Annotated in this window: 10 protein-coding genes; 5 read left to right on the top strand and 5 right to left on the bottom strand. The window is 44.1% G+C overall.

Going from position 1 to position 12,403, the window contains the following annotated elements; all coding sequences use genetic code 11:
• Position 1 precedes the first annotated feature (1 nt).
• The 3 genes from HWQ47_RS17850 to HWQ47_RS17840 all read left to right on the top strand — a co-directional run bounded on the left by HWQ47_RS17850 (position 2) and on the right by HWQ47_RS17840 (position 3,232).
• Complete coding sequence (locus tag HWQ47_RS17850) at positions 2–760, top strand: SDR family oxidoreductase (RefSeq protein ID WP_269967411.1); 759 nt, start codon at positions 2–4, stop codon at positions 758–760.
• Positions 761–913: 153 nt separating this feature from the next.
• Positions 914–1,144: a hypothetical protein gene (locus HWQ47_RS17845; RefSeq protein ID WP_269967410.1), complete on the top strand. Its 231-nt coding sequence runs from the start codon at positions 914–916 to the stop codon at positions 1,142–1,144.
• Positions 1,145–1,192: 48 nt separating this feature from the next.
• A complete protein-coding gene (locus HWQ47_RS17840; RefSeq protein ID WP_269967409.1) occupies positions 1,193–3,232 on the top strand; it encodes a S9 family peptidase in 2,040 nt (679 codons plus the stop codon).
• A gap of 19 nt (positions 3,233–3,251) precedes the next feature.
• Here the strand turns inward: HWQ47_RS17840 and HWQ47_RS17835 are convergent, their stop codons facing one another.
• Positions 3,252–3,632: a MerR family DNA-binding protein gene (locus HWQ47_RS17835; protein ID WP_269967408.1), complete on the bottom strand. Its 381-nt coding sequence runs from the start codon at positions 3,630–3,632 to the stop codon at positions 3,252–3,254.
• A gap of 127 nt (positions 3,633–3,759) precedes the next feature.
• Here HWQ47_RS17835 and HWQ47_RS17830 point away from each other — a divergent pair, with 127 nt between their 5' ends.
• Both HWQ47_RS17830 and HWQ47_RS17825 read left to right on the top strand, forming a co-directional pair.
• Entirely contained in the window at positions 3,760–6,030 is a 2,271-nt protein-coding gene (locus HWQ47_RS17830; RefSeq protein WP_269967407.1) for a heavy metal translocating P-type ATPase, read from the top strand.
• Between the two features lie 254 nt (positions 6,031–6,284).
• Positions 6,285–7,880: an ABC-F family ATPase gene (locus tag HWQ47_RS17825; RefSeq protein ID WP_269967406.1), complete on the top strand. Its 1,596-nt coding sequence runs from the start codon at positions 6,285–6,287 to the stop codon at positions 7,878–7,880.
• Positions 7,881–7,973: 93 nt separating this feature from the next.
• On the opposite strand, the gene HWQ47_RS17820 is transcribed toward HWQ47_RS17825, so the two are convergent.
• The 4 genes from HWQ47_RS17820 to HWQ47_RS17805 all read right to left on the bottom strand — a co-directional run bounded on the left by HWQ47_RS17820 (position 7,974) and on the right by HWQ47_RS17805 (position 12,400).
• Positions 7,974–9,335, bottom strand: coding sequence for a leucyl aminopeptidase family protein (locus HWQ47_RS17820; RefSeq protein ID WP_269967405.1), 1,362 nt, complete (start codon positions 9,333–9,335; stop codon positions 7,974–7,976).
• Positions 9,336–9,457: 122 nt separating this feature from the next.
• The gene (locus HWQ47_RS17815) at positions 9,458–9,853 is read right to left on the bottom strand and encodes a hypothetical protein (protein ID WP_269967404.1); all 396 of its coding nucleotides are present in this window, start codon (positions 9,851–9,853) and stop codon (positions 9,458–9,460) included.
• A 189-nt stretch (positions 9,854–10,042) separates the two neighbouring features.
• Positions 10,043–10,804, bottom strand: a complete 762-nt coding sequence (locus HWQ47_RS17810; protein WP_269967403.1) for a ribonuclease H family protein — start codon at positions 10,802–10,804, stop codon at positions 10,043–10,045.
• Between the two features lie 129 nt (positions 10,805–10,933).
• Positions 10,934–12,400: a sensor domain-containing diguanylate cyclase gene (locus HWQ47_RS17805; RefSeq protein ID WP_269967402.1), complete on the bottom strand. Its 1,467-nt coding sequence runs from the start codon at positions 12,398–12,400 to the stop codon at positions 10,934–10,936.
• Between the last annotated feature and the right edge of the window lie 3 nt (positions 12,401–12,403).

The following is a 12,403-nucleotide window of genomic DNA, read 5'->3' as shown; positions in this document are numbered from 1 at the left end:
GATGGATTTAAAAGATAAGGTTGTTGTCATCACTGGTGGTGCGGGCGGACTGGGTTTAGCTATGGCGCTGGACTTGGCCGAAGCGGGGGCTAAGTTGGCACTTATCGATGTGGATCAAGAGAAGCTTGAGCGCGCTTGTGCCGATATTGGTGATAGAACTGAAGTTCAAGGTTACGCTTTCGACATTACCGACGAAGAAGACGTGATGGCTGGTTTTGGTTTCATAATGGAAGACTTTGGTAAGATCAATGTCTTGATTAACAACGCTGGGATCTTGTTTGATGGCATGCTAGTTAAAGCCAAAGAGGGCAAAGTGACAGGGCGTATGTCATATGAACAGTTTCAGGCTGTGATTAATGTGAACTTAACCGGCACATTCCTTTGTGGTCGTGAAGCGGCGGCTGCCATGATTGAATCAGGCCAAGAAGGGGTGATCATTAACATCTCTAGCTTAGCCAAAGCTGGCAATATTGGTCAGACAAACTATTCAGCCTCAAAAGCGGGTGTGGCAGCCATGTCTGTTGGCTGGGCAAAAGAGTTGGCTCGTTACAATATCCGCAGTGCAGCTGTGGCGCCAGGGATTATTGAAACTGAGATGACAGCTGCCATGAAGCCTGAAGCGCTTGAGCGTATGGAAAAAATGGTACCTGTTGGCAGGCTGGGTCAGCCTAGTGAGATCTCATCTACGGTGAAGTTCATCATTGAAAACGACTATGTAAATGGTCGTGTGTTTGAGATTGATGGCGGCATTCGTATTTAAAGAAAGTTACGCTTCTGAGTACATAATTAGAAAACGGGCCTAGGCTCGTTTTTTAATATCTGCTCAAAACGATTTTGTGGGAAAATAGGTATTAGCCCTAAGCTAGGTGATAATGATCACATATTTGCATAGATATAAGGATCCAAGAATTCGATGCTTTGGTTAGAAAGAGTGATTAAGTACGTGTTGTTATCTGTTGGAATATTGGGCGTTGTCGTGATTTATGGTGGCTTCTTTTATCTTTTACTGAGTGGCCGTAGTACACTAGCTATCCCCTGGTATGGCATACTCTCACCTTGGATATGCATTTTTTTTGGTCTACCTACGTATAAACAAAAGTCCGTAGTTGTTTGGTTTAAATCTAAATTCTATAGAAAAAAGTAACGAATTCGCTAGTGTCATCATGTTTACGTTAAGTGTGTGAGGCGTGTTATGAAAATTCCTTTGTTTATGAATTACCTCATTTGCGGGGTTATATCATTGCTTTTGACCGGGTGCGAACAATCAGTACCTAAACAGGAAGTAGACAAGAAAAGTGGCCGCCAGATAGCGGTTTATGGTAGTTGGGAATCGCCTATAACAGCCGCAGACGTATCCGCCCTTGCTAACGACTTTGGTGAATTGCAAAGTGTTAACGGTGGGATCTATTTTATTCAATCTCAGGCTGAGCTTGGTGGTAAGGTCGGCATTAAACGTCTTGATGGTGATCGTAAGGTCACTGATGTAGTTAAGGCCGAGTTTGATGTGAGATCTAAAGTTAATGAATACGGCGGTTCTCCTTTTCTCGGCATTGGCCAGAGTTTGTTTGTCTCTAAGGGGGATGATCAACTTCTCTATCGATTTGCGCCAAATCAGGATCCGGTGCCGCTCACCTCTCCAAATACTCGTCATGCAGATTGTGTCGCTTACCCCAAAGGATCCCGAATTATCTGCATTAGAGAAGACCATCGTGGTGATGGGGAAGCCGTCTCCAGTTTAGTTGCTTTGAATATGAACATTGCAGGAGAAGGAGAGGTCTTAATTTCTGGTGATGATTTCTACTCCTCACCTCGTGTGTCTGCGGATCATTCGCAATTGGCTTGGATTAGCTGGCAACATCCGAATATGCCTTGGGACAATACTGAACTTTGGATCGGGTCACTGGATCCTAAAGGCGGTCTTCACAATCCTAAACGAATTGTTACTGAGCTTGAAGGCGCAATTACCCAGCCATTGTTCAGTCCCAGTGGACAGCTCTATTTTGTGGCCGATTTTACTAATTGGTGGAACCTATATCGAATTGGTGAAAATGGCAAGATTGAGCATGTATTAGATATAGATGCAGAGTTTGCAGTGCCGGACTGGACTCTCGGTAATCATAATTATGCTTTCGAGTCAGACAATACAATCATCGCCAGTTATCTGCGTAACGGTGATGTGTCTTTGATCCGAATTTACCTCGATACCGGAATGACAGAGCCCATTGCAGTTGATTTTGGTGAGATATCTCAGTTAGTCGCAGGTGAGGGGGGGATCTATTTTGTCGGTGATAAGATGACGCCTGAGAAGGGCATATATCATGTTAAAGGTCGGGGTACAGAGCTTATCTATTCACCTAAATTACCGGCATTTAATCCTCATTATATCTCGAGGGCGGAGAGCATTAGTTTAGATTCAGGTGATGGTGAATTGGTCTATGGATATTTCTATGGTCCTAAAAACCCAGCATTTATCGCCCCTAATGATACTCGGCCTCCCTTGTTGGTCATGTTACACAGCGGACCAACCTCTAAGGCCAGTTTAGCCTTTAGACGGGACATTCAGTATTGGACTAGTCGAGGTTTTGCTGTGATCGATCTTAATTATCGTGGCAGTTCAGGATTCGGCCGTGAATACCGCCGCAGTATTTATGGTCACTGGGGGCAATCAGATGTTGAAGATGCCGTAAGAACAGCAGGTTTTTTGGCTAACAGAGGCTGGGTCAATGGTACTCAGTTGGCGATTAGAGGTTACAGTGCTGGAGGGTTTACAGTATTGTCAGCATTGGCTTTTTACAACACCTTTAAAGCCGGCGTGAGTTATTCCGCCATTAGCGATATTGAGATGCTCAATAAGGAACTTCACAAATTTGAGTCTCATTATGTAGAGTTGCTTATCGGAGAGAATGATGAAGATGAACTAAGAGAACGTTCGCCGATCCATAACTTGTCCGGGCTCACAGAGCCTCTACTATTGATCCTTGGAAGCGATGACCCCGTTATATCAGATAAGCAATCTAAAGGTATTTTTACTGCGCTTAAAGATAGGGGGGTACCTACCGCTTATCTGTCTTTTGATGGTGAGGATTATAAACTTAGGGATTCGAAAAATTTGGCTCGAGCACTGGAAGCTGAACTTTCATTTTATGGCTCGGTGTTCGGTTTCACTCCTGCTGGGGATATCCCTAAGCTTAAACTGGAGAATGCTGAACACCTGAAAATGGCTAAAGAGTGATGCCAATGGGTCTCAAGGGTTAACTTAGGCCGGTTAAGATCGCGCAGTCAGGTTGAGCGCCTCCACGGCAGTCTTTGACAAGTTGAGATAATTGAGTTTCTAAGGCTTGTAGTTTGATTATTCGCTGACTTATTTGTTGTAGATGTTCTCTTGCTAAGGCTTTGACCTCTTCAGCATCTCTTAATTTGTCTAGCTTTAGGTCTAGCAGGGAACGGCAATCGTCAAGTGGGAAACCCAGTTCCCGACAGTGGTGGATAAATTTAAGTGAGTCCACCTGAGGCAAATCATATTCTCGGTAGCCGTTTTCACCACGAATGGCCGGCACAAGGTTAATGTCATGATAGTAACGAATACTCTTGACTGATAAGCCTGTTAGTTTTGCAACTTCACCGATTTTCATCGCCTATTTTCCTTTTTAGCATGGGTGTCGCACAAACACCATTGACTCTCCCATAAGGGGAGACATTATTATCGCTTTAACAGAGTATACCAATGTAACAACTTTCTGAAGATGTGGAGTCAAATTTATGAACAGCCTAACTTTATATGTTCCCCAGATGAATTGTGCAAGTTGTGTCGCAAAAATAGAAGGTGCGTTTGCTGCGCTAAATCAGGGACAAACGTCGATTTCTGCCAGAGTGAATCTAGCCGATAAACAAGTGCTGATTCAGGGAGAGATCTCAATCGATTTAGCCATAAAAACCGTTGCCAGTGTTGGCTATGCTAGCTCGCAAATTCATGACGTTAAGCGCGCAGCACAAACAAAAGCTGAAGAAGAGGCAAAAGAGTATCGCACTCGCATTATCCAATCACTATTTGGCTTAGGTCTGGGTATCCCCATGATGATCTGGGGGCTATTAGGTGGAGATATGATGGTGAATAATTCCGCCCAACAGTTAGCTTGGGGGGGAATGGGCGTGATCACCCTGTTATTGCTTGCTACGACAGGCGGGCACTTTTATAAAGGAATGTGGCGTGCCCTTAAGGTCGGCAGCGCCAATATGGATACCTTAATCGTGCTGGGAACGACCTCAGCTTGGCTTTATTCTATGGTGGTGGTATTGATGCCACAAGCTTTCCCACCCGAGGCTCGTCATGTCTATTTTGAGGCTAGCGTGATGATCTTAGGTTTAATCAATTTGGGCCATGCTTTAGAGCTTAGAGCGAAAGGAAAAACCAGTGAAGCTGTGCAAAGGTTGGTTGGCTTACAGTCAATGACGGCCACTAAGATCACAGATTCTGGCGATCAAGAGGTCGAGATAGCTGAGATTAAGTTAGGCGACAAACTCAGATTAAAGCCTGGAGGACGTGTAGCCCTTGATGGTGAGGTGATAGAGGGCAGTTCCAGTATCAATGAGTCTATGTTGACCGGTGAACCTCTTCCTGTCATTAAAGCAGCGGGTGACCGACTCAGCGCCGGAACAGTTAACGGTAATGGCAGTATTATTTATAAAGTAACTGCGGGATTAAGTGATACTCGACTCGCTAAAATTATTGATTTAGTTCAACAAGCACAAACCTCTAAGCTTCCTATCGGACGTTTGACCGATAAGATATCAGCGTATTTTGTGCCGGTAGTGGTGCTTATCGCGATCACGGCTTCGGTCATCTGGTACTTGTCAGGTCCAGCTCCGCAATTGTCACATGCGTTGATTGTGCTGACCAGTGTGCTCATTATTGCTTGTCCCTGTGCGTTAGGCTTGGCCACACCTATGTCGATTATGGTGTCAGTGGGGCGAGCGGCGCAGATGGGGGTGTTGATTAAAAATGGTGAAGCGTTGCAAATGGCCAGTAAAATCACCTGTGTGGTACTCGATAAAACGGGAACCATCACATTAGGTCGGCCTTCGGTGACCGATATATTACTGATTTCACCAACAGATATTGAGGGGAATAATACAGACCAAGCCCTTGAGCAACTGCTTACTCGAGTCGCCAGTTTAGAGCTTCACTCTGAACATCCACTGGCGAGTGCCGTATTGGAAGAGGCTAAGATCAGATTGCTTACCCTCTTTGAACCAGATTCTTTTACCAATGTTCAAGGAAGAGGAATATTTGGCATCGTCGATGGTGCTTCATTGGCGGTAGGGAATCGAGAGTTAATGAAGAGTCAGGGGATCTCCGGCTTAGATAAACGCGAAACCGAAGTTGGTGAGTTTGCAGAGCAAGGCAAAACGCCTGTCTATGTTGCCCAAGATGGTCAGTTAAGCATGATTATTGCGATAACCGATCCTATTAAAGCCGATGCAAAGACGGCGATGTCAGCGTTAATTAAATCGGGCAAACGCGTTGTACTGCTCAGTGGTGATAATATCCATACTGCAAGCGCAGTAGCAAATCAGGTTGGCATAAAAGAGGTGATTGCTGGGGTGTTACCAGAGCAGAAGCAGCAACATATTTTTGCGTTGCAAGCAGAAGGTGAAATAGTGGCCATGGTGGGTGATGGGATCAATGATGCACCCGCTTTAGTGAGTGCCGATGTTGGCATTGCCATGGGCGATGGCACAGAAGTGGCGATAGAGAGCGCCGATCTTACTTTTTTATCGGGCCGTTTGTCTGTGTTAGCCGACACTTTTACTCTGGCAAATGCCAGTATGCGCAATATTAAACAGAATCTTTTTGGTGCCTTTATCTATAACAGTTTAGGCATTCCGATTGCCGCGGGTGTGTTGTTTCCATTTACGGGCTTGTTATTAAGTCCAGTGATTGCAGGTGCAGCAATGGCGCTGTCTTCACTCACTGTGGTAACCAACGCCAATCGGTTAAGGTATGTGAAGTTGAGTTCCGAACAGGTTTAGGATGATGAGTTCGTATTACTATTTGCCAACTTCATGAAACATTTAGTGTGAATAGTGAAAATAAACCTTGCCGGATAACAGGACTAGATTAGTTGATAATTTAGTCCTGTTCCTCTATAATTTCGCGCTTGATTTTGCCTAATCTAACGTGGGCTATTCATACTCGTATCGTGGGCTTGTTTTTATACAAGTCTGATTTAGGATCGGCCTTTGAAGTCGCCGCGTATCACATAACTAAATTCGGAATTTTATACTTGATTACTACAGCTAACATCACCATGCAGTTTGGCGCTAAGCCACTGTTTGAAAACATCTCAGTTAAATTTGGCGGCGGTAACCGTTACGGTCTTATCGGCGCAAACGGCTGTGGTAAGTCAACCTTTATGAAGATACTTGCCGGCGATCTTGAGCCTAGTGGTGGTAATGTTTCTTTAGACGTCAATGAGCGTCTTGGTAAACTGAGTCAAAACCAGTTTGGTTACGAAGAGTTCAACGTTGTAGATACTGTTATCATGGGCCACGCTGAACTTTGGAAAGTTAAGCAGGAACGTGACCGTATCTATTCTCTGCCTGAGATGACAGAAGAAGACGGCATTAAAGTTGCCGACTTAGAGATGGAATTTGCTGAGATGGACGGTTATACCGCCGAGTCTCGTGCAGGTGAGCTGCTCATGGGGGTAGGGATTGGTGTTGAACAACATTTTGGCTTAATGGGTGAAATCGCACCAGGTTTCAAGCTGCGTGTTCTGTTGGCACAGGCACTATTTTCTGATCCTGATGTACTGCTTCTCGATGAGCCTACCAACAACTTGGACATCGACACGATTCGTTGGTTGCAAGAGATGCTGAACCAACGTAACAGCACCATGATCATTATCTCGCACGATAGATATTTCTTAAACTCAGTGTGTACTCATATGGCTGACTTGGATTACGGTGAGTTACGTGTATTCCCTGGTAACTATGACGAATACATGATGGCTGCTCAGCAATCTCGTGAACGCTTGATGTCAGATAATGTGAAGAAAAAGGCGCAGATCGCTGAGCTTCAGGGCTTCGTGGCACGTTTCTCTGCTAACGCATCTAAAGCTAAGCAAGCGACTTCGCGTGCTAAGCTTATCGACAAGATTAAGCTTGATGATATCAAAGCTTCTAGCCGTGTGAACCCGTTCATTCGATTCGAGCAAGAGAAGAAACTGTTCCGTAATGCTTTAATTGTTGAAAACTTAACCAAAGGTTTCGATGGTACTCCGTTATTCAAAGACATCAACCTCATGGCTGAAGTCGGTGAGCGTATTGCCATTCTTGGTCAAAACGGCGTGGGTAAAACGACTTTACTGCGTACCTTAGTGCATGACATCCCACAAGACAGCGGTACTATTCAATGGTCTGAAAACTCTGCTATTGGTTATTATGCGCAGGATCATGAGTCAGATTTCGAGAATGATATGACTTTGTTTGAGTGGATGAGTCAATGGCGTAAACCTGAAGATGATGACCAGTCAGTTCGTGGTTATTTAGGCCGCATGCTGTTTGGTTCTGATGATATTAAGAAGTCAGTGAAAGTGCTTTCTGGTGGTGAGAAGGGTCGTATGCTTTTCGGTAAGTTAATCATGCAAAAGCCAAACATCTTGCTACTCGATGAGCCAACCAACCACATGGATATGGAATCAATTGAGTCATTGAATAACGCGCTTGAAAAATATGAAGGTACCTTGATGTTCGTCAGTCATGACCGTGCATTCGTATCCTCTATCGCGACTCGTATCTTAGAGATCACGCCTGATGGGATTAATGATTTCAAAGGTACTTACGATGAGTACCTAAGAAGCAAAGGCGTTGATGCTTAACCTCTTTTTATAGATTTTTCTCTGAGACAAATCTCAGATAGAGTCATAAAAAAGCGAGCTATTTAGCTCGCTTTTTTGTACCTGGCTTTGAGGTTACTTTTCGAAACGCGTCTGCAGGTAGTCAAATACCGCGCGAATACCAAAGGCTTCACCGCCTATAGGACGACCTGGCAGCTTGCGGGTGTTCCAGGCCATAACATCGAAGTGACTCCAGCTGATATCTTTATCGACAAAAGCTTCAAGGTAGAGTGCCGCTGTAATTGCGCCGCCTTGAGGAACACGGCCACAGTTTGCTAAATCAGCAATATCACTGGTGGTTAGATCAAAGTAGGGTTTATGCAATGGCATGCGCCAAATTGGGTCTTGAACATTAAGGCCTGATTGAGTCATATCTGCAGCAACTTGATCATCATTACTGAAGAAACCCGGAAGCTCTGTGCCTAAAGCAATACGCATCGCGCCAGTCAAGGTGGCGAAATCTATCATCAAGTCAGGCTTATCATTGTTAGCTTCAGCAAGAGCGTCACACAATACTAAACGGCCTTCAGCATCGGTATTATCTATCTCAACGGTGATCCCTTTACGGGTTTTAATCACATCTCCTGGACGGAATGCATTGGCTGAAACGGCATTTTCTACCGCTGGCACCAATACACGTAAACGAATAGGTAGGTTACTGGCCATTATCTGGTGAGCAAGACCGATAACATGAGCAGCGCCGCCCATGTCTTTCTTCATAAAACGCATTCCAGCGCCAGGTTTAAGATCGAGTCCGCCAGAGTCGAAACAAACCCCTTTACCGACTAACGTCACTTTAGGTGCTGATTCATCACCCCAAGTCAGGTCGATAAGGCGAGGTAGATTTTCACTGGCACGTCCTACCATATGGATAGTTGGGTAGTTTTGTTCAAGTAGCTCGTCACCGATAATCTGGGTGATCTTTGCACCAAACTCATCAGCGAGGGCTTCCATGGTGTCACCTAAGTGCTGTGGCATCATATCGGCTGCGGGTGTATTGACCAAATCGCGCACCATAGAGATTGAGCGAATCAGTTTTTTTGCTTGTTCAACAATCTTTGGGTTATCGATAACAAGCGTCGGGTATTGTTTGTCATTTTTTTTATAGCGGTCAAATTTATACGTACCGAGCCCCCAACTGAAGGCGGCAACTTTGATCTGCTCTTCTGTCGCTTTTATCTGATATTGACCTGCAGGGAGCAGATTGACGAGATCGCCACATACCCAATAGGACTCAGGCTCGCTGGTCACAAAAATGGCCTGAGATAGCTCACCGTTTGCACTTGGGATAAGGCTCATTCCCTTGCCGCTAAATTGTGTGGAGGTAAGCCAGTTTTTGGTTTGTGGCGCTTGCTCTGCTAACCAGGCATCGAAAGCATCGGCGTGGAGAATAGAGAGTGGGGTACCTGAAACACCTGAAATCAATAAGTCAGTCATATGGGGCTAAATCTCGCTGCTAGTTATCATTATTAGAGAGGTAAAACACTAGGGTAACAAGGATTTTACCTAGGTGAAAGTGGTTAGAACATTTGCTTGAGAAGAGTTGTGTTTGGTCAGTACTATTTTTCGTTATCCGGGTAGCGAGCCGCTTGACGCTGTCGTTTCTCGCCCATATTATTAAATGAACTGGGGAGGACGTCGACACCGACAACTTTACCGAGTTTAACGATCAGTGGAATGGTCAGAGGGGCAAAAGGCAGCACGGCAAACATTCCCAGCCCTAATCCTTTTAGCAGATCAGCAAACTGTTTATTGGCCTCTTTTAGTTCTTCACGATTCGCCTGTTTCTTGGTGTAACGCTTATAGGTGACCAACATCTCTTTGGTCTCTAGTTTCTCTTGGGCTAAAGCTTCTTTCAATAGCAGAAGATCACGTTTTAAACGTAACCAAAAACGTCGCTTACTGATGCGGAAGACTCGAATTGGAGCTTTATGGACATGGGCGAATACTTTCATGACACGAATTGTCTCATAGCGAGTGGCTTTAGCACAGTTAAGCTTTAACTTAATTAGCTTTCTTTGCAGCTGTTGTTCTGGGAGTTGAGTTTCAGTTCTTCAAATTTTAGTAGAAAAGAGAGAAAAAGTGCGGTGAGATATTATTTATAAGGCACTAAATCTTTATTAGCGCCTTAGATTAGCGCATTATTAACCTGCTCTTAGGCTTAATATTGATGCTAAGTCGATCGGCTCTGGGTAACGGCAAAATGCCGTGTCTTTCTTATCGATAGCATAGATAGACATTCTGTCGGCAAGTTCATTTCCCTCGATGCCAATGTGTGCCGCTACATGGGAGATGCTGAGTTCATCTTTAAGATCTTCATACAGAGCATGTGAGGCTTGAATGACTTCTAGGTTTTTAATATCCCCAGCAACTTTACGCTTCCAGCCTTTTTGCTTCCAACTATAAGCCCAGTTAGTGATGCAGTTGATGGAGTATTGGGAATCACTGCGAATATGTGCACTTTGTTTATCCGCTAAGGCCTGTTTGGCAATTAACAGGGCTTGATGCAGTGCATTTAATTCAGCCGAGTTATTGGTACCATAACTGTTGTAAAGGCCATACCAAAGCTCTGTTAGTATCCCTTTTTTATACACGGCGACACCGGATCCCGCTTTACCTGGATTGGGCTCACAGCCACCATCTGTGTAAATTTCGACGTCATACTGACTATCAGATACCAGTTCTGTATGAGTCGTAACAGACTTGGATTTAGAGATACTAGCAGGGCTTTTACTGTATGGGGCTGTACTGATTCTTTTGGAAAATGCGGTTTCAGCTTCGGCCCTAGTCTTAAATGATTTGTATTTTGCTTTAGGGTATTTATCTACCTGTTGCTTCGCTTCATCCCAAGAGGTATAGATCCCGGGCTTGCGTCCCACCCAAATCACATAATATTTACTCGCCATTTTTATCTGTTATCCACTTGCCCTTACACTAATCATCCATCATCACTTAATGAGGGGCATTACACAAATGGTTTGTCATCAGGCCGGGTTAAATGGTGGTTCTGTGGGCTAATACCAGAGTTTTATGAGCTATTTGGCTTTGTTTTTTTGAGGAATGCTTTGATTTTGTGAGTGGTAGATCTCTTCATTGACAACCAGGTTACGGCCATTATTCTTTGCATAATAAAGGTAGTTGTCAGCTTGGTTGATGAGTTTTTCAAGTTTGTTGTTATCACTTGTCGTTACTATGCCAATGCTCGCAGTGATTTTTATGATCTGGCCTAGGGTATTGAGTTGCATGTTCTCAATATGAAGGCGGATCCTGTTGGCGACTTCTTTAGCCTTATCGTTATTGGCATTTGGCAACGCGATAACAAACTCTTCCCCGCCATATCGACCGAGAATATCGGCTTCCCGGATACAAGAATTTATGGCTTTTACTGTGGCGATCAAGACCTCATCTCCAGCCGTGTGCCCATAATTATCATTGATACGCTTAAAGAAATCTAAATCGAGCAGTAAAATGGAGAAGGCTTGTTGTTGACGGAAGCAGGTCGAGATAGCTTTATGACTCATCTCATTAAAACTGCGTCTGTTATAAGCTCCAGTCAATGGATCGGTAGAAGCCAGCACCCTTAATTGAGCTTCCAATCGCTTTCGTTCACTGATATCTGTGATAGCGGTGATGACTAGTTTCTTATCTTCAAACAGCAAAGTGCTAAAGGCCATTTCGACATTCATGGCCTCATTGTGAGGTAACTCCATAGTCAGGTCCAGTCGAGAGTTTAAAATAGAGTTATCATCATTAATATGTTTCTGTATTTCGGACAGATACTCTAGACGGTATTTTTTTGCGATAAAACTTAATGGGTTTCTGCCTAATAATTCATCGGAAGACAGAGACAGTTTCTGGCAGATATAATCATTGACCATGACCAGTTTTTTACTTTCATCTGTGATTAAAATCCCCGTTGGTGCTGCATTGATTAGCCCCTGAAGTTGCTTCTGAGTTCGCTTTATCTGCTCTAACCTTTGGGCCTGCATCTCAATCAATTTTCGTCTGAGAGAAATATCCCTAATGACCAGTAACCAGCGTTGTTTGCTGACCGAAGTTAATCTTGCTTCTACGTAATAGGTGAAAGTATCACAATTTAGCTCGAGTTCACCCCGCTTGCTACCAATCTTCTTATATCCAGTTAAAAAGTGTTGTAAAGGGATTGAGTTATTATAAAATTTTAATGACGTTATTGAGGCGTATTCATCCTCTTTAGAAACGAGAGGTGGATTAAAGCAGCCAACCCTAATGTCACGGATCACGCCATTTTGGTCTATCCACATACTCATATCGGGTAAGGCATCGAGTATTTTACTTAAGGTATCATGGCGCTGTTGTAACTCTTCACAACTTAAATCCAGTGATCGCTCCGAGATACTCAACTCTTCACTCATAGAGGTGTAAGCTTGCTCTATTAACTCGATAAAATGACTAAACTCAACGCTGTCAGGCAATCCATTAGGATAAGCCTTTTTCAGTTGCCGTTTTAGCATTCTATGCATAGG

Source organism: Shewanella sp. MTB7, from assembly GCF_027571385.1.
Classification (GTDB): Bacteria; Pseudomonadota; Gammaproteobacteria; order Enterobacterales; family Shewanellaceae; genus Shewanella.
Note: the sequence above shows the minus strand (reverse complement) of the source record. Positions and strands in the feature narration are given on the sequence as shown.